Genomic DNA, 19,220 nt, shown 5'->3' with positions numbered 1-19,220 from the left:
ATACAAATGGGAGCAATGGCATTAATCGCAGCAGCAATTGTTGCAGGACTGGGCGCGTTTGGCGCAGGTATTGGTAACGGTATGGTAATCAGCAAAACGGTGGAAGGTATTGCCCGTCAACCAGAAGCAAAATCCACTCTTCAAACAACAATGTTTATCGGTGTAGGTTTGATCGAGGTATTGCCGATCATCGGTGTGGTACTCGCGTTCATGTTCTACGGTATGGCTTAATTAAATTTTAAAGGTTTGGCGGGGAAGGCCATAGCCATCCGCGCCTTCTTTTTAGGTAATGTCCGTTCTAACGGATGACGTTTCAAGGATACCTCCAGGAAGGAGTGAACAGATTGAGTTTCATATGGGAAAATACGCTTCTTGCGATTGTTGCATTTGCAATTTTATATTGGCTGCTTAGCCGTTATGCCTTCGGGCCTTTGTTCTCCATTATGGAAAAACGTCGTGAACTCGTGATGACGCAGATGAATGAGGCTGCACAGACTCGGGAACAGGCCATTGCCTATGTGGAGGAACAAAAACAAGCTCTTGAACAAGCACGTCAAGATGCTTACGACATCATTGAACAGTCCAAACAAACAGGTGGCAAACAAGCTGAATCGATTTTGGCTGATGCAAAAGCTGAAGCTAATCGTCTGAAAGACGATGCAGTACGCGAAATCGAGAGCGAGAAGAACAAAGCAGTCGCAGCACTTCGCAGCGAACTGGGTACAGCTTCCGTTCAGATTGCATCTAAGTTGATCAAAAAAGAAGTTGAGAACGGTCCTGCACAAGAAGAGCTTGTGAACCAATACCTCAATGAGGTAGGAGGCCGACAATGAGCCGCGATACGATAGTTGCCAAGCGTTATGCGAAAGCATTGTTCGAAGTTGCTCTTCAGCAAAAGCAGGTGCTTGAGGTTGAACAGGAACTGGTTGCAGTAGTCAGTGCATTGACCGGAGATGCAGATATCGAGAAATTTATCGTATCCCCTAATATTTCTGATGAAGCCAAGCAGAACGTAATTCACTCAAGTCTTGATGGCAAGGTATCCGATTCAGTCCTTCGTACAGTCTTGTTGTTGATTGAGCGCGGACGCGTTGAATTGCTGGGAGACTTGTTGAATGATTATCGGAAGATCCAAGGTGAGTCGCTGGGCATCGCTGATGCACGTGTCTATTCGACTTATGCGTTGAATGATGAAGAAAAAGAAGCGGTAGCCCGTGAATTCGGTGGCCGTGTGAATAAAAAGATTCGTATCGAGAACATTGTTGATCCGACTCTGCTGGGCGGATTGAAAGTCGCCATTGGCGATACGATCTATGACGGCAGCTTGGCTGGCAAGCTCGAACGTCTTGAGCAGTCTTTTAACAGACGAGTACAGTAGATTGGGGTGAGGACACTTGAGTATCAAACCAGAAGAAATCAGTACATTAATTAAGAGCCAAATCGAACAATACAAGACCGATATCGATGTAGTCGAAGTCGGAACGGTAATCGAGGTTGGTGATGGTATCGCTCGTGTTTACGGACTTGAGAACGTCATGTCCAACGAGTTGGTTGAATTCCCAAGCGGTGTTATGGGACTCGCCATGAACGTCGAAGAAAGCAATGTCGGTGTCGTTATCCTGGGACCTTACTACGATATTCGTGAAGGTGACCAAGTTAAACGTACTGGTCAAATCATGCAAGTGCCTGTAGGCGAAGCATTGATTGGACGCGTTGTGAACCCGCTCGGTATTCCTGTAGATGGCAAAGGGCCAATCGCTACAACGGAATTCCGTCCGGTTGAAGGTAAAGCACCAGGCGTAATGGATCGTAAATCGGTTCATGAGCCGATGCAAACAGGGATCAAAGCCATTGATGCAATGGTTCCAATCGGTCGCGGACAACGTGAGTTGATCATCGGTGACCGTCAAACAGGTAAAACATCCATCGCAATTGATGCGATCCTGAACCAAAAGGGCAGTGGCATGAAGTGTATCTACGTGGCTATTGGTCAGAAACAGTCTACGGTTGCTCAAGTTGTGGAAACTCTTCGTCGTAAAGGCGCAATGGAGTACACAATTGTTGTAACAGCAGCAGCTTCCGATCCATCACCACTCTTGTACATCGCACCGTATTCCGGTTGTTCGATGGGTGAGTACTTCATGTACAAAGGCGAGCACGTTCTGGTTATCTATGATGACTTGACCAAACAAGCCTCTGCATATCGTGAGCTTTCCTTGTTGCTTCGTCGTCCACCGGGCCGTGAGGCTTATCCGGGTGACGTCTTCTACCTGCACTCCCGTTTGCTGGAGCGCGCTGCGAAGCTGAATGATGAACTTGGTGGTGGTTCTTTAACCGCACTGCCGTTTATTGAAACACAAGCTTCCGACGTATCTGCATACATCCCAACGAACGTAATCTCCATCACGGACGGACAAATCTTCTTGGAAGCTGACTTGTTCAATGCTGGACAACGCCCGGCGATCAACGTAGGTATTTCCGTATCCCGTGTCGGTGGTTCTGCTCAGATCAAAGCGATGAAAAAGGTTGCAGGTTCCCTGCGTCTCGACCTCGCTCAATATCGTGAGCTTCAAGCGTTCTCCCAGTTCGGTTCCGATCTGGATAAAGCGACTCAGGCCCGCCTGAATCGTGGTGCGCGTATGATGGAAATCCTGAAGCAAGGTGTTAACCAGCCGCTGCCTGTAGAACAACAGGTTGTCAGCTTGTACACTGCGGTTAAAGGATTCCTGGATGAGATTCCAACAGGTGATGTTACTCGTTTCGAGCGTGAGTTCCTCGCGTTCATGGAGAGCAGCCATCCGGAGATTCTTGCATCCATCCGTGATACTAAAGAATTGACTGCAGACAACGAAAATGCACTGAAAGGTGCAATTGAGAAGTTCAGAAAGAGCTTTGCTGTCTCTGTCTAAATAAATGATTGCAGGTGCGGAGTTGTCTAACCGATTCCGCATGTCTGCATGTAATACTTTGACTCAGTCAAAAAAGATGATGCTTACGATGTAGTTTTGACTTTGTCAAAACTAGTGGTGATGCTTACGAAGTAACTTTGACCCCGTCAAAGTTTTGAGGTGGTGAAATCATGGCAAAAGGCATGCGCGAAATTAAGCGGCAAATTAAAAGCGTACAAAGCACCAAGCAGATCACCAAAGCAATGGAGATGGTAGCTGCTGCAAAACTGCGTAAAGCGCAGGAAAAAGCGGAAGCAGCCCGTCCCTATTCGGAGAAACTGAAAGAAGTTGTAGCTAGTATTGCATCAAGCACGCAAGGTATACAGCACCCGATGCTGGAGAGCCGTCCGGTCAAAAAGACAGCTTACCTGATCATTACATCGGACCGTGGTCTTGCAGGTGGATACAATGCGAACGTTTTGCGTCAGGTTAACCAGACGCTCAAAGAGCGCCACAACTCCCAGGATGACTACGAATTGTTCGTCATTGGACGTAAAGGACGCGATTACTTCAGACGTCGTGAAATGGCGATGGCATCCACAACAACGGATCTGTCGGATTCGCCTTCATTTGCAGATATCAAATCCATCGCACACGAAGCTGTTCATGGGTTTGAACTGGCTGAATTTGATGAATTGTACATTTGTTATAACCGCTTTGTGAATGCGTTGACCCAGATTCCTACGGTAGAGAAACTTCTTCCGATGGAAACACCTGAGGTAACTGCTGCAGAAGGACCAACGGCAAGCTACGAATACGAGCCGTCTGCTGAGGCTGTACTGGAGGTTCTGCTTCCGCGTTACGCGGAAACGCTGATCTATGGTGCACTTCTGAACGGTAAGGCAAGTGAGCTCGGCGCGAAAATGACAGCAATGGGTAATGCAACCAAAAATGCATCCAAACTCATTAACGACTTGTCATTGACATACAACCGTGCCCGTCAAGCGGCGATTACGCAGGAGATTACGGAAATTGTGGCAGGTGCCAACGCAGCACAAGGCTAACCGTTTTTTTATTAATGAAGGCTTGCAGAGCAAAGATAAACGAACGGTACATTATTTTTGCAAAAGTAGCAGGCTTGTAGGAGGGGAACGTTAAGATGAACAAAGGACGCGTTGTGAGCATCATGGGTCCGGTTGTTGACGTCGAGTTTGATCGCGGCGGTCTGCCGGAAATCCTCAATGCCATTACGATCACTACAGTAAGTGAGAGCGGCGTTAGTGTAAACCTTACACTCGAAGCTTCGAAACATCTGGGTGACAACCGAGTACGTTGTATTGCGATGTCCTCCACGGATGGACTTGTTCGTGGTATGGAAGCTTTAGATACAGGAGCACCAATCTCTGTACCTGTCGGAGAAGCAACACTGGGTCGTGTATTTAACGTACTCGGTGAAGCAATTGATACTGGCGGTACCGTAGCTGCTGAGCACAAGAACCCGATTCACCGTTCAGCACCTGCATTTGATGAACTGACTACCCAAGCAGAGATGCTGGAGACAGGAATCAAAGTTATCGACTTGCTTGCTCCTTACGCTAAAGGTGGTAAAATCGGTCTCTTCGGTGGTGCCGGTGTAGGTAAGACGGTAACCATTCAGGAATTGATCAACAACATCGCACAAGAACACGGCGGTATCTCCGTATTTGCGGGTGTTGGTGAGCGTACACGTGAAGGTAATGACTTGTATCACGAGATGAGTGATTCCGGCGTTATCAACAAAACAGCAATGGTCTTCGGACAAATGAACGAGCCTCCAGGCGCACGTCTTCGTGTAGCCCTCACAGGTCTGACGATGGCGGAATACTTCCGTGATGAAGAAGGCCGTGACGTGTTGCTCTTTATCGATAATATCTTCCGTTTCACCCAAGCGGGTTCAGAAGTATCTGCCTTGCTCGGACGTATGCCTTCCGCGGTAGGTTACCAACCTACACTGGCAACAGAAATGGGTCAACTGCAAGAACGTATCACATCAACGAAAAAAGGTTCTGTAACATCCATCCAGGCCATCTACGTGCCTGCGGATGACTACACTGACCCGGCTCCTGCAACGACGTTTGCCCACTTGGATGCAACGACGAACCTGGAGCGTAAAATTTCCGAGATGGGTATCTACCCTGCGGTAGATCCACTGGCTTCCAGCTCCCGGATCTTGTCCCCTGAAGTTGTAGGAGAAGAACACTACAGCGTCGCTCAAGGCGTTAAACGTATCTTGGCACGTTACAATGAATTGCAAGATATCATTGCAATCCTGGGTATGGACGAGTTGAGTGAAGAAGACAGAGCGCTTGTATACCGTGCTCGTAAAATCCAACGTTTCTTGTCCCAGCCTTTCCACGTTGCTGAAGCATTTAACGGTATTCCGGGTAAATACGTTCCAGTTAAAGAAACGGTGCGCAGCTTTAAAGAGATTCTCGAAGGTAAGTATGATGATCTTCCGGAAGCAGCTTTCCTCTTTGTTGGTACAATTGAAGAGGCAGTGGAGAAAGCCAAAACACTGGTTTAGTCTGAATCCAGGATTGTCCTTATGAAGCGGGCTATCCTTCGGATATTTCAGGAGGGATGGAATTGAGCACCTTTTTGTTGGAAATTGTAACACCCGAGCGTTTGGTCTATTCAGAACAGGTGAATAGCATTACGGCTCGTGGTATTGAAGGGGAACTTGGCATTATGCCAGGTCATATTCCTATGGTTACACCTTTGCAGATTGCACCAATCTATATCCATAACGGAAAAGAAAATAAACGAGTTGCTATCGGTGGCGGGTTTATCGAAGTTCGTAAAGATAAGGTTGTTGTACTCGCAGAGAGTGCTGAATTCCCGGAAAGCATTGATGTGGATCGTGCGCGTGCGGCGAAAGAGCGGGCAGAACGTCGGCTTGCAAGCCAAAGCAATCAGGACCACTTTGATCACCGTCGTGCAGAGATTGCGCTGCAAAAAGCGGTTAACCGGATTAATGTGTTCGGCAAATAAACGATTCTTTGAAGCCTGGCGGCTTAGTCTGCCGGGCTTTTTTGAGTTTGTTTAATAGAATTGTTTTATCGAATATATCAAAAGGGCTGACCACAAATCCATCCTATCCCTTCAGTAAACAGAAGTATTTTAAGCAAAATATTCACCGATTATGATTATTTGAATAGAATGTAGGACTAAAGTAGTGGGCGCATTTACCACTAAGAGAACCATTTTTTTCATGAGTAAATTTAAATTATTTCCGAGGAAATGACAGAATCGATATCGAAATAGCGCTCTTTTATGTCGTTTTAGTCACAAAATCCCGGCATTTTAAAATTAAACTATTTTAGAAGTGGAAATCAATGTAATTGACAATGTATGATGAAAGAGCCTATATTCCATAGAGTCAGCAGAAGCAGGAAGCTGCGTAGTAGATTCCATAGTCATGCACAGCCGCATTGTTGCTGCTCGGTGATTGGGCATCAGGAGATTCCTGTCTGGCAGGAGTAAATCTGACAGTACGCTCAGTATGTTGTGCTTAAGACATTCCAGTATACTAACAAGTTATGGGTGCCGGGCATATGATATGCTGATCGCTGCAACAAATGTGGAGGTAAAGAATATATGGATACTGATCTGACGAATCAGGTGAACCAGGCGCTAAGCACCAATGGCTTGGTCTCAATCATCGTCTCCCTGTTATGTATAGCGTTGTCTTGGTGGGCTTTGACAAATCTCAAACTGGATTTAATCATCAGGCAACCACGAGGTGCTCAGGGAAGACTGTTGCATTTGTTGCTCGCCATCATTTTGGGGCATGCCGTTGCTGGCTTTGTCATTGACTACTTGTCCTGGACTCAAATGTTGCGTAATTTGTTTTAATGTTGAGATGGTTGGTTAATCATCTGTTAGGTTCTTCAAGCTGCTCATTGTCGAATAACATCGATTAATTGTGTTAACAATTAGAGTATGAGTTGTCGGTAAAGAAATTAAGAAAAAAATGTGACGTAAAATTGGATGAATTTGAGATGTTTTATGTAAAAATGCTTGTATCGTACAATTCAACAATGTTATGATGGAAGTTAGGGAATTCACAATTGTTCACTTATTTTGTAGTTATAAACGGGATATCCGGTTCATGCCGGCTAATAACCATCCCACTCTGTCTGTTCTGATGCTCTGCTGGCTTGTAAGACACTGATTTTTACATGCTGAATAGCAAGATGCACGGCACATGGTATCATTGATATGGATTATAAAAACCAATTCTTTTCTGAACAGACATCTGTGGCAATATGCCAGAATATGTCGAAATTCCACACACAGCAACAGTCCTTTCTAGCATAGTGGGGCTTACGTATTCCGGAATGAAGAAAAGGGAATAAAAGCGCGGAGGGAACCATGATGAGCAAATTTATCGTCCGCGGTGGCAAAAGGTTGACCGGAAGTGTCAAAGTTAGCGGCGCTAAAAATTCTGTTCTTCCGATCATCGCTGCCTCTCTCTTAGGGGAAGAAGGACAAAGCGTTATTATTGACGCACCTCCTCTAGACGATGTGATGACGATTAACAAGGTGTTGGAATCGCTGGGAGCGGGAGTTACATACCGGGACGAAGTGATTACCGTAAATGCGGAGAAACTTACTTCCTGTGAAGCCCCGTATGAATGGGTAAGTAAAATGCGGGCGTCTTTCCTGGTCATGGGGCCTTTGTTGACTCGTATGGGTCATACAAGAATCTCACTTCCTGGTGGATGTGCCATCGGTACACGGCCTATTGATCAGCATTTGAAAGGTTTTGAAGCCATGGGCGCAGAGATCAGCTTGGGCCAAGGTTATATCGAAGCTCGTAGCCAAGGTCGGTTGCGTGGCGCGAAAATTTATCTGGATGTGGCTTCCGTAGGTGCCACTCAAAATATTATGATGGCTGCAACATTGGCCGAAGGTGTAACTGTCCTGGAGAACGCGGCAAAAGAACCTGAGATTGTGGATCTTGCCAACTTCCTGAATGGGATGGGTGCCATCGTACGTGGTGCTGGTACTGGAGTGATCCGCATTGAAGGTGTGGAGAAACTGACAGGTGTTACACACACCGTTATTCCGGATCGGGTAGAAGCTGGTACGTATATGGCTGCTGCTGCAATTTCTGGTGGTGACGTGTACATTGAAGGTGCAATCTCTGATCATTTAGGCTCCGTTATCGCGAAGCTTGAAGAGATGGGTGTAACAATCCAACCGGATGAGAATGGCGTGCGTGTAATCGCAGATCGCCCTCTTAAGGCTGTGGATGTGAAAACATTACCATACCCAGGATTCCCGACAGATATGCAATCCCAGATGATGGCACTTTTGCTTGCATCTGAAGGAACAAGTGTCGTGACAGAGACTGTTTTTGAAAACCGATTCATGCATGTGGATGAATTCCAATTGATGAATGCGGAGATCAAAGTTGAAGGACGTTCGTCCATCGTCACAGGTAATGCCAAACTGAAGGGTGCCAAAGTAACGGCTACCGATCTGCGTGCGGGTGCCGCACTCATTATTGCAGGTCTTGTTGCTGAAGGTACAACGGAAGTGGGCGGTGTTCATCACATCGACCGTGGCTATGTACATCTCGCTGAGAAGCTTAACGGGCTTGGCGCTGACATCTATCGGATCTCGGTTGATGAGCCTAAGCTGGAAGCAACCAAAGCACCTAGTGAAAAAGTGGAGAAAGAAGTACCGATGTTTAAGGTGCAACCAACTTTGGCTTAACACTGGATTGAATAGAAAAAATATGGTCCCTCTATTATAAGTCACACAGTTGTGTGGATTATGAATGCGATGGAACGTGATTGTCAAAAATGATAAAGCTAAGCCATCTGGCTTGGCTTTTTTTGTGTTTACTTTTAAGAAGACAACGAGATATTTGATACCTGATTCTATTAATAGCTGGTCCTAACTTGTATAGCATAACATCGTATTCTGTATCGATTCTGAACCAAATGAAAGAGCATACTTTATATGGGTGTCGGATCCAGCTAAACACCGGTATACAGCGACAGATCAACGTTTCTATGATGTACATAGCAAAAGAAAACAAGAAATTGAACAGAACGAAAAGGGCCTCGTTTCTCTCAAATCAGGTTCTATCAGATCAAGCCAGCTCATAACCTAAACTATGGATTTGAACAACACGACCGGCACATGACCGGCCATGGATAACGGAGGGTTATATTCGAATGAAAGAAGCTCGTGTACAGGTAAAGGTACCCCTTGTCCCTCGTCCAGGTATGCAAGAGCCGGAGGGAAATACCGTTTCTGGAGTGGAAAAAGATAAGCCTGCCCCATCGAACCTGAGGACTGTTCCATCACAGCCTGCAAGATTATCCAATCCAGGACGGGTGTCGACAGATGAACTGAACCAGAAGACAACCGAGCATATTCATATACCTGTTATTGAGCTGGACCAGTTCCGCCGAGTGAAGCGTCGCCGAATGCGGACATTTGGACGAAAACCCCGATGGGGACGCAATACGACGAGATGGCAACCTGCCGCCGCTGTATCTGCCTTATTGGCAATGGCGTTACTGATTCCGGTAATTCTGGTATGGCCGCGGACAAGCGAAGCACCTAAGCCGATCCCTGCTCCAACAGATTCAAGCAGTACAAGAACCCCAGCTCCTGCGCCAGCCTTTCCTGTTACCTACCCTGAACCAAAAGTGCGCGTATACCTGTCTGCAACGGGCACAACGATGAATCTGCCATTGGAAGACTATGTTACCGGGGTTGTGGCAGCTGAGATGCCGGCGGAATTCAGACTGGAGGCGTTAAAGGCACAGGCAATAGCTGCTCGTACATTTATCGTGCGTAGGTTAGCTGCGAGTGATACCAGCGGTGTTCCATCAGGTGCGGCGGATGTTACCGATACGGTCAGCCATCAGGTGTTTATTCCGCCAGATCAGGTGAAAGCGGATTGGACGCGTCTAGGGAAGGCGAAGGAATGGGAGAAGCTGCAACAGGCTGTACGCGAAAGTCGAGATACGGTGATGACATATCAGGGCAAGGCAATCACCGCATCCTTTTTTTCCACAAGTAATGGGTATACCGAGAATGCCGAGGATGTATGGGGGAACGCTGTACCATATCTGAAAAGTGTAGACAGTCCGTGGGACAAAAATCTGGCACCAGGATTCAAGCAGACCGTCACCATGAAGCGTAATGAGGTTCTGCAGAAGTTAAACCTGGATGCCATTCCGGTTACCGCCCAGAAGAGTGGGTCGTGGATGGAAGTGTTGTCTACAACCAAAGGACATCGGATTAAGGAAATGCAGATCGCAGGTGAAAGATTCAGCGGACCAGAGGTGCGTAAACTGCTTGGATTAAGATCCAGCCAGTTCAGTTGGAAGACCACAGGTGACGAGGTCCAAATTACAACGTTCGGGTATGGGCATGGGGTTGGCATGAGTCAATGGGGAGCAAACGGCATGGCGCAGGAGGGACACACCGCCACCCAGATTCTCAAACATTACTATACCGGCATCTCATTCGGACAGGCATCCAAGATGCTTGCATCGAAGTAGGAGAGATGAACACGGATAAGGCAAAATAATTCGAATGGATACGAATGTATGCAAATGTATGTGAATGAGAGCAGTATAGGTTTGGAACTCATCAGACTTCACATACACCATTGGCGCGCTAACGAATCGGAGAGACCTTATCAGGCGTTATCCAGTGAATGGAAATTCTAACGAATCTCAGACGCGTTATATCACGACATACCACCGAACTGATCCGATAATGGCGCCCAAAAGAGTGATTAGCGTGTCTACGGTTCGTTAGAATTTCTAAGCTGAGATTTCCCCGCCAATAATGCCGCCTGAGTTCATTAGAAATATTTTATTATCTAATCATTAGCAAAATTGAGGGTACTGCCATTCACTACATGCTTTTCCAAGCCCTAAGGTTAAAAAATTGATTTATGTTCCCTGTCTACCAAGCGACTTCTAACTATACTGTAACCAATCATGATTCAGTTTCTTTAAAATCTAGATGTTAATTGAAACAGTCAGTATTGGCGCGCCTTGTCTATCTCTAATCTCACATCTCACTTTAACGAACCTAGAGTACCTTACATCTGTATTATCCAGTCACATCCTATATCCTTCTCTCACCGATAAAAGCACTTCATAGAAGGATTGGCCTCTACAGCCAATCGGGATCAGTCTACCAACACCCCTTCCGGAGTTTTTGAGATTTGGCTATATATGCGGAGAGTGCTAGCCGTATGGGGAGCGCAGGGGACAGAAAAGACCTGTAGAAGCGAAGCGTCCGCCTTTATCACCGGATTTCTCCCTTGGGAGAAATAATCAGGAAATCCGGGGATAACAGCCGGTCGAAAGGTTTTCTGGCCCCGAAGCGGCGCACCAACTAGCTGCACACACACTCCATATATAGCACTCTCTGAAACCTCCGTGAAAATAATTAGAGTCGCGCGTGTATAAAAGAGTTGCACCCGGTAACACTTGTTACTGAGGTGATTAACATGAATGAACAAAACAAAAAAACAAACCAAGAAGAAACTCCTAAAACAACTCAAGGAGTACCGGCTAGTCAGCCCTCTTCATGGAAAAGAGCAATGTCCAAACGCTGGGTCTTCCCGGCAGCCTACATCGCAGCAGCAGGCATTATACTAACCTTAGTGTGGGTCTATCAGGGCACAGGCGACAAAACGCTAAACTCGGACCCTGCTAGCGGGGTAGTAGAAACAGGCGCATCGGCGGGTACAGAAGGAACAGCAGTAGGTGGAGAAGAAGAAAGTGTGGAAGTTGTTGCAAAGTCGGAGAATTTTGTATGGCCGGTAGCGGTACCGTCCGAAATTTCGGTAGTGAAACCTTTCTATGATAGCGAAGCTTCAACCGAGGAACATGAAGCGGCAATGGTGCAGTACAATGATACATTCATCCCGAACACGGGTGTGGATCTGGCACGTGGGGATAACAAATCGTTTGAAGTCAAAGCAGCACTCGCCGGTAAAGTCACCCGGGTTGAGCAAAATCCGCTCACAGGTCAAGTTGTGGAAATCACACATAGCGATAACCTGAAGACGGTGTACCAAAGCTTGGCAGACGTCAAAGTGAAACAGGACGACGAAGTGAAACAGGGAGATGCGATTGCATCCGCTGGCGTCAATGAATTGGGTAAAACGCTTGGCAACCATCTTCACTTTGAAGTGTACGAAGACGGACAGCCGGTTAACCCTCAAGGATATCTTCCGGAAAAATAAATGAATTTTACCGCAGCAACATGACGGGCAGGGGGTTAAACCTCTGCTCTTTTTGTGCTTTTCAGAAAATAATGGGACCTTCGAAGCTTGTCACACCTCTAAACCGCGAATATATAGGCATGCTCCTCATATAATGTACCAAACTATCCACACAGTAGGGAGGCGGGAGCGTGCACGATTACATCAAGGAACGGACCATCAAAATTGGTCGCTGCATTGTTGAGACGAGGAATACGGTCCGTACCATAGCCAAAGAATTCGGCGTGTCAAAGAGTACTGTGCATAAGGATCTGACGGAGCGTCTGCCGGAAATCAACCCTGATCTTGCTGACCAGGTGAAACACATTTTGGAGTATCACAAGTCGATCCGCCATTTGCGGGGCGGTGAAGCGACCAAAATTAAATACAAAAAAACGAGTGGCAAGAAACGTGAGGTGTTGGCTTCCGCCAAATCGTAAGCATCTTCACAAAGACGTAGGCCAAAAAGCTCACACATGCATTGAATCCCTCCCCTGAAGTATGATATGTTAAATGCTGGTACAGGATCGAATTATGACATCTTATCAGCCCGATTTTTACATATATATGTTGCACTTTGTCGAACGAGCGGTGACGTGATAAGGGACTCTTTTTCACAGGATACGCTGACCAAATAATATCACTTTGGGGGCTCTTTTATGTTTAGCAAGGATATCGGTATTGATCTTGGCACGGCCAACGTGCTTATTCACGTGAAAGGAAGTGGGGTTGTCCTCGATGAACCTTCCGTCGTGACCATTGAAAGAGATACGAAGCGTGTCCTTGCTGTTGGGGAAGAAGCGCGTCGTATGGTGGGGCGTACTCCAGGTAACATTGTTGCCATTAGACCGCTGCGTGACGGCGTTATTGCGGATTTCGAGATTACAGAAGCGATGCTCAGACATTTCATTAATCGTGTGGGTGCAAGAAGCTGGTACAGCCACCCTCGAATTCTGATCTGTGCACCAACGAACATTACTTCCGTGGAGCAGAAGGCCATTCGTGAGGCGGCAGAACGCAGCGGTGCCAAAGAAGTGTTTCTGGAAGAAGAGCCGAAAGCGGCAGCGATCGGTGCGGGAATGGATATTTTTCAGCCGAGCGGCAATATGGTCGTGGATATCGGCGGCGGTACGACTGACGTTGCAGTCCTTTCTATGGGCGACGTGGTCACCGCCTCTTCTATTAAAGTCGCAGGGGACAAGTTCGACGAAGCCATTATCAAGTTTATCAAAGCCAAGTACAAGCTCATGATCGGTGAACGGACCGCTGAAGATATCAAAATTGCGATTGGTACCGTACATCCGGGTGGACATCAAACAGAGATGGACATTCGCGGACGCGATATGGTATCCGGCCTTCCTGTTACCGTAACGATATCGGGAAATGAAGTACAGGAAGCACTTTGGGATTCCGTGCAATCCATCATCGTGGCAGCCAAATCGGTATTGGAACGTACACCGCCTGAATTGTCAGCGGACATTATCGACCGTGGTGTTGTATTGACTGGCGGAGGTGCGTTGCTGAACGGACTGGACGAGCTTTTGTCCAATGAATTGCATGTACCGGTATGGGTTGCGGAAGATCCGATGCACTGTGTCGTGAAGGGGACAGGCATAATGCTTAATAATTTGGATCAGGTGGTTAAGAAAAAGTTCTAATCTGCCGATATAAATAGCAAAGGTTCGCCATGCTCGGAAAGCAGAACGGACAAGCAGCCAACCTGTGATGCAGGTCAAGCGCTTGAGGAGAGGGGTTAATTCATGTTAAGAGGTCTGTACACCGCTACTGCGGGAATGATTACGCAACAACGCCGCCATGACACAGCAACACAGAATATCGTAAATATGAACACCACGGGATATAAACAGGTGAACAGCGTAAGCCGTTCCTTCCCGGAAATGCTCATTACTTTGGTAGGCGGAGATGCAAATCTTCCAACAAAGCGGCTGGGCAAGCTGAACACGGGGGTGTTCGCGGAAGAGAGTTTGTCCATGAATTTGCAGGGGACCATTATGGAGACTGGGCAGAAAAATGATTTTTCCATTTCATCCAATATGACTGTCAATGATCCGCAGACTGGACAACCTGTCCCGTTTGACGCATCAGGCAAATTTGTACGGGCCGACGGCACGGTGACTTACCAGCCTCAGGCGTATTTTACAGTTCAGGATGCAGAAGGTAACACTGGATATACACGCGATGGTCACTTCGAGATCACAGGAACGGGACAATTGCTGAGCTCAACAGGTTCACAAGTGTTGGATAATAATGGACAACCTGTAGTGTTGACAGGTTCCGTAGAGCAATTTAAAGTGGATGAGCAAGGCCGTTTGGTGGATGCAGCAACAGGTGCACCAACAGGAGTTACTCTTGGCATTAGTGTCATTGACCAGCCGAATCAACTGGTTCGACAAGGTAATGGCAATTTCAGTCTCAGCGATGCAAACGGGGCAACGTCCCGGATGATGGCTGCCGGTGATAATGTGCAGATCCGTCAGGGATACCTGGAAGGTTCCAATGTTGATGCCTCACAGGCAACGGTTGATATGAACGCCGCATTCCGTGCGTATGAAGCAAACCAGAAGATCGTACAATTCTACGACCGCAGTCTGGATAAAGCCGTCAATGAAGTCGGGCGTGTATAACGCTGACGTTTAAATATAACCGCGCAGCGGAGAGCCAAACGCCCTTTGCGTAGCAAAGCAGAGAGGCTCACGCGAAGCGCAAGAGCCTAGACGCAGCCGAGCCTATGCGAGGAATGCGTGGCAGTACCTAAGCGCAGCGACGGTCTCGACAGCCCTTTGCGGAGCAAAGCAGGGAAGAGACCCCGCGGAGCTACACGCCGCATAAAGAGCGTGCCGTGCTATGATTCAGCCATGTGAAACGATGGCGGGAATCATAGCACGGCAGTCGCGGCGCACACACACCACCGCCACTTAGCAAGATCGTACCCCACTTACCTAATCCGCCTGTTTCGGGAGTCCAGAGGGCAGCGCCATCTGGGGCCCTCCCTGCTAGGGAGGGTTTGGGAGGGTGGACAGGAACCAAGGGAGGGTATACCACCAATGAATAATTCCATGATTAGTGCCAAGGTGTCCATGACTGCGATACAGCAGCGTCTGGATGTCATTTCCGATAATATTGCCAACGTGAATACGGCAGGCTATAAGAGCAAGCAAGCGGCCTTCGAGGATGTGCTAACCCGGGTTCAACAACAACCGGACAAGTACAAACTGGATGGGCGTTCCACACCGATGGGATATAACCTCGGTTTTGGTGCTCGTTTGGCAGATGTAACGAAGGATATGTCTCAAGGCCCCTTGAACGAGACTGGTCTTCCGACCGATTTGGCCATTGAGGGAAATGCGATGTTTGCAGTGGAAGCGAACGGGGAGAAAATGTGGACACGTCAGGGTGCATTTCATTTTGTACCTGATACAAGACCTAAGCCTACTCCGAATTCACCTGATATGATGGTGATGGTCAATGGCGAAGGCCACTTTGCCCTGGATCGTCAAGGCAATCGTATTACGGCACCGAATAATAGCAAAGTTGCTTTTGATGAAAATGGCAACCTGTTAATCCGAAGCGGTAATGCGGCAAATGCAACCATTGGAGCACAGCTGCAAGTGGTAGACATTGAACGCCCTGAGGGGCTCGTACAGTATGCGGATAACCTGTTTGGACTGGATGCGGGATTAACCGAAGATGATGTATTTGGCGCTAATGCAGCTACACGTCAAGCAGCGGCCTTGATCCGACCAGGATTTCTGGAGCAATCCAATGTTGATATGACACAGGAGATGTCTTTGCTTATGCAAGGACAGCGGACATATCAGTTGGCGGCAAAGGCGCTAACTTCAAGTGATTCCATGTTGGGTCTTGCCAACAATATGAGAGCGTAAAAGGTGAATGTGATGACAGAAACACAGCAGCAGAACAGTAAGCCGGAGAAAAAGGAAGTCAAGAAGAAGAAGAGTGGATGGCGCATCGCAAGATGGTTCCTGGTTCCGGTCCTGCTTGTTCTTGCCCTTGCTGGCGGAATGGTAGCTGGATATGTGGTACTGGGCAAACAGGATATCGGTTCCGTATGGCAATGGAGTACATGGGAACATGTATATAATCTGGTATTCGCTCCATAATGTAACGAGTTAAGCGAAAACTCCTGCGCAGGCAGGAGTTTTCTTTTTGACGTTGAAAACAGTATAATGATGGATGACGTTTCATAGCAAAAGAGGCCTCCCCTGCGAAAGACATTCGTCATCGCGAAGAGAGACCCCTTATCTTAACCTTCACTACTGCAGTCATGAAGGATATAACTAGTGTTAACCGAAAATATGCTTTCCATACAAAATTTTAAAATTAAAAACCTTTTATATGAGCTTTTGATTTTATCATGTTTGGGTTGACCTTGCAGCATCGAAGTAAGTGGAGGGAACGGAATCGTTCAGAAGAAGCAAAGCGCTCGCCTTTGTCACCGAATTTTCACCTCTCTGAGGTTGATCAAAAAAATTCGGAGACAACAGCGATCAGAAGGACGATCCGTAACCGTAACGACCACCGCAGCGCTAAGAGTCAATCATGATGAAGAACGCTCATATAAACATCCCGAGAGGAGATTACACTGTGCTCGATATCAAACAGATTCAAGAAATCATCCCGCACCGCCCCCCGTTTCTGCTGGTGGACAAGATTCTAGAGATTGAGGATGGCAAACGTGCCGTTGGTTTGAAAAACGTAACCATTAACGAACCTTTCTTCATTGGTCATTTCCCAGAGTATCCGGTAATGCCGGGTGTACTGATTACAGAAGCGCTGGCGCAAGTTGGTGCAGTAGCCATTCTGAATTTGGAAGGCAACAAAGGAAAAATCGGCTTTTTGGCGGGACTGGACAACTTCCGATTCCGTGGACAAGTTGTGCCCGGAGATACGTTGATTCTGGAAGTGGAGATTACACGTCTGAAGGGTTCTATTGGTAAAGGTAAAGCAACTGCCCGAGTGAACGACAAAGTGGTCGCTGAAGGCGAGATCATGTTTGCACTGTCTGACCCAAGCTGATTACATATGTGAGCATTGACATCATGCAGGAACGTAGACGGACCGAATGATGCAAGATGCTGAAGTAACTCAGCACACCTGAATTTATATAGACGGAAGGGGTTTATCGGAATGGAACAGTTAAGCACAGCAGCAGCAGAGACGTTGCAGCAATGGTTGGAGGATGCTTCGATTGATGAAGCAACGAAACAGGAGCTTCGTGACTTGCAGGATCAGCCGAAAGAGCTGGAGGAACGTTTTTACAGAAACCTGGAGTTTGGTACAGGGGGATTACGCGGAGTCATTGGTGCCGGAAGTAACCGGATGAACCGTTACACGGTAGGTCGGGCAACGCAAGGATTTGCGCGTTATTTGCTTGAGCAGCATGGTGACCAAGAAGGCAAACCTTCTGTTGTCATTGCTCATGATTCCCGTCATTTCTCACCTGAATTCACACTGGATGCTGCGCTTGTACTGGCTGGAAACGGCATTGTAGCCAAGCTGTTCCCATCCCTGCGTTCTACTCCTGAGCTGTCATTCGCAGTGCGTCATCAGAAGGCAACTGGAGGGATCGTTGTAACAGCGAGCCATAACCCACCGGAATATAACGGCTACAAAGTATACAATCATGAGGGCGGTCAATTGGTACCGGATGAAGCGGAAAAAGTCATTCAGTACATCCAGGAAGTGCCTTCCCTTGCTGACGTGAAAAAGCTGACGCAAGAAGAAGCAGAAGCTCAAGGACTCCTGATCTGGTTGGGTGAAGACCAAGACCAAGCGTTTGTGGATACCGTAGCGAGCCGCAGTCTGAGCCGTGAACTGATCCAATCCGGCATAGGCCGTGATTTCAAAATCGTTTACACACCGCTTCACGGAACAGGTAACATTCCTGTACGTCGCGTGCTGGAGCAGATCGGATTCGAGCAAGTGCACATTGTAGCTGAACAAGAACAGCCGGATGCTGAGTTCTCTACCGTGAAATCCCCTAACCCGGAAGAACGTGAAGCGTTTACGCTTGCAATGAAGCTGGGAGAATCCGTAGGCGCTGACATTCTGATCGGAACAGATCCGGATGCAGACCGTATGGGTGCTGTCGTGAAAGACAATGATGGCAAATATTTCGTCTTGTCCGGTAACCAGTCTGGTGCCATTATGGTACATTACCTGCTCAGTCGCCTGCAAGAGACAGGTACACTGCCAAGCAATGGTGCGGTTGTCAAAACAATCGTAACAAGTGAGATGGGTGCTGTTATTGCTGAACATTACGGTGCAGAAGTGATGAACACACTGACGGGCTTCAAATATATTGGTGAAAAAATGAACCAGTTCGAAGCAACAGGCAGTCATACATTCTTGTTCGGATATGAAGAGAGTTATGGCTACCTTTCAGGCAACTATGCCCGTGACAAGGATGCTGTCCTTGCCTCGATGCTGATTGCTGAAGCTGCTGCGTATTATAAGAGTCAAGGCAAGACGCTGTATGATGTCTTGCAAGAGCTGTACAACCAATTCGGATACTTCCTGGAGAAGCTGGAGTCCCGTACGCTTAAAGGCAAAGACGGCGTAGCTCAGATTCAAGCCAAAATGACGGACTGGCGTTCCAATCCGCCACAAGAAGTAGCGGGAATTGCTGTACAAGATGTACTGGACTACTCCCTTGGTCTGGACGGTCTTCCGAAGGAGAACGTACTGAAGTTCATTTTGGCAGACGGTTCATGGTTCTGCTTGCGTCCTTCAGGAACAGAACCGAAGATCAAAGTATACTTCGCCGTGCGTGGAGAGAATTTGGAAGATGCGGAAAGCCGGATCGAGCGTCTGGTGACTACAGTGATGTCGCGTGTAGACGCACAATAATACGAATGCAACAATGAGCAAGAACATGAGAAGGCCTCTCCGCACCGTAAGGTTGGTTGGCGGAGGGGTTTTTCTTTGAAATAAAAGTGTAGATGGTTCTAGCATATAAGAAGGCTTGTTGACACAAGCTGTTTGTAACCTATTGT

The 19,220-nt window shown here is 47.5% G+C and carries 18 protein-coding genes; all 18 read left to right on the top strand.

Annotation, left to right across the window (positions count from 1 at the left end; translation table 11 throughout):
• Positions 1-6 precede the first annotated feature (6 nt).
• The 18 genes from atpE (at position 7) to MKZ13_RS28140 (ending at position 19,074) form a co-directional block, all read left to right on the top strand.
• A complete protein-coding gene (gene atpE, locus MKZ13_RS28225) occupies positions 7-231 on the top strand; it encodes a F0F1 ATP synthase subunit C (protein ID WP_017691934.1) in 225 nt (74 codons plus the stop codon).
• Positions 232-344: 113 nt separating this feature from the next.
• Positions 345-833, top strand: coding sequence for a F0F1 ATP synthase subunit B (atpF, locus tag MKZ13_RS28220; protein ID WP_036612568.1), 489 nt, complete (start codon positions 345-347; stop codon positions 831-833).
• Positions 830-1,378 (top strand): F0F1 ATP synthase subunit delta, encoded by a 549-nt coding sequence (locus MKZ13_RS28215; protein ID WP_339179906.1) that lies wholly within the window; start codon positions 830-832, stop codon positions 1,376-1,378. The genes atpF and MKZ13_RS28215 overlap by 4 nt, the downstream gene beginning before the upstream one ends.
• A 16-nt stretch (positions 1,379-1,394) precedes the next feature.
• Complete coding sequence (gene atpA, locus MKZ13_RS28210) at positions 1,395-2,909, top strand: F0F1 ATP synthase subunit alpha (protein ID WP_047840700.1); 1,515 nt, start codon at positions 1,395-1,397, stop codon at positions 2,907-2,909.
• Between the two features lie 170 nt (positions 2,910-3,079).
• On the top strand, positions 3,080-3,952 hold the full coding sequence (gene atpG / locus MKZ13_RS28205; RefSeq protein ID WP_076209796.1) for an ATP synthase F1 subunit gamma: 873 nt from the start codon (positions 3,080-3,082) through the stop codon (positions 3,950-3,952).
• Between the two features lie 95 nt (positions 3,953-4,047).
• A complete protein-coding gene (gene atpD, locus MKZ13_RS28200) occupies positions 4,048-5,451 on the top strand; it encodes a F0F1 ATP synthase subunit beta (protein WP_339179902.1) in 1,404 nt (467 codons plus the stop codon).
• 62 nt (positions 5,452-5,513) lie between these two features.
• Positions 5,514-5,918, top strand: a complete 405-nt coding sequence (locus MKZ13_RS28195) for a F0F1 ATP synthase subunit epsilon (protein WP_221821821.1) — start codon at positions 5,514-5,516, stop codon at positions 5,916-5,918.
• 606 nt (positions 5,919-6,524) lie between these two features.
• A complete protein-coding gene (locus MKZ13_RS28190) occupies positions 6,525-6,782 on the top strand; it encodes a DUF1146 family protein (protein ID WP_017691941.1) in 258 nt (85 codons plus the stop codon).
• Positions 6,783-7,304: 522 nt separating this feature from the next.
• A complete protein-coding gene (gene murA, locus MKZ13_RS28185; protein WP_017691942.1) occupies positions 7,305-8,651 on the top strand; it encodes a UDP-N-acetylglucosamine 1-carboxyvinyltransferase in 1,347 nt (448 codons plus the stop codon).
• A 467-nt stretch (positions 8,652-9,118) separates the two neighbouring features.
• Complete coding sequence (spoIID, locus tag MKZ13_RS28180) at positions 9,119-10,459, top strand: stage II sporulation protein D (protein ID WP_339179897.1); 1,341 nt, start codon at positions 9,119-9,121, stop codon at positions 10,457-10,459.
• Between the two features lie 965 nt (positions 10,460-11,424).
• The gene (locus MKZ13_RS28175; protein ID WP_339179894.1) at positions 11,425-12,165 is read left to right on the top strand and encodes a M23 family metallopeptidase; all 741 of its coding nucleotides are present in this window, start codon (positions 11,425-11,427) and stop codon (positions 12,163-12,165) included.
• Between the two features lie 170 nt (positions 12,166-12,335).
• Complete coding sequence (spoIIID, locus tag MKZ13_RS28170) at positions 12,336-12,623, top strand: sporulation transcriptional regulator SpoIIID (RefSeq protein ID WP_024632710.1); 288 nt, start codon at positions 12,336-12,338, stop codon at positions 12,621-12,623.
• A gap of 219 nt (positions 12,624-12,842) precedes the next feature.
• Positions 12,843-13,841, top strand: a complete 999-nt coding sequence (locus MKZ13_RS28165) for a rod shape-determining protein (protein WP_036612542.1) — start codon at positions 12,843-12,845, stop codon at positions 13,839-13,841.
• A 102-nt stretch (positions 13,842-13,943) separates the two neighbouring features.
• On the top strand, positions 13,944-14,828 hold the full coding sequence (locus tag MKZ13_RS28160) for a flagellar hook-basal body protein (protein WP_105600129.1): 885 nt from the start codon (positions 13,944-13,946) through the stop codon (positions 14,826-14,828).
• 420 nt (positions 14,829-15,248) lie between these two features.
• Positions 15,249-16,088 carry a flagellar hook-basal body protein gene (locus MKZ13_RS28155; protein WP_339179890.1) on the top strand — a complete coding sequence of 280 codons (840 nt, stop codon included), beginning with the start codon at positions 15,249-15,251 and terminating at the stop codon, positions 16,086-16,088.
• A gap of 12 nt (positions 16,089-16,100) precedes the next feature.
• On the top strand, positions 16,101-16,325 hold the full coding sequence (locus MKZ13_RS28150) for a DNA-directed RNA polymerase subunit beta (protein ID WP_017691949.1): 225 nt from the start codon (positions 16,101-16,103) through the stop codon (positions 16,323-16,325).
• A 484-nt stretch (positions 16,326-16,809) separates the two neighbouring features.
• Positions 16,810-17,241 carry a 3-hydroxyacyl-ACP dehydratase FabZ gene (gene fabZ / locus MKZ13_RS28145; protein ID WP_036613058.1) on the top strand — a complete coding sequence of 144 codons (432 nt, stop codon included), beginning with the start codon at positions 16,810-16,812 and terminating at the stop codon, positions 17,239-17,241.
• A gap of 111 nt (positions 17,242-17,352) precedes the next feature.
• Positions 17,353-19,074: a phospho-sugar mutase gene (locus MKZ13_RS28140; protein ID WP_091036315.1), complete on the top strand. Its 1,722-nt coding sequence runs from the start codon at positions 17,353-17,355 to the stop codon at positions 19,072-19,074.
• Positions 19,075-19,220: the final 146 nt, after the last annotated feature.

This window comes from Paenibacillus sp. FSL R5-0701, from assembly GCF_037973995.1.
Lineage (GTDB): Bacteria > Bacillota > Bacilli > Paenibacillales > Paenibacillaceae > Paenibacillus.
This window is presented reverse-complemented; position numbering and strand designations above follow the sequence as displayed.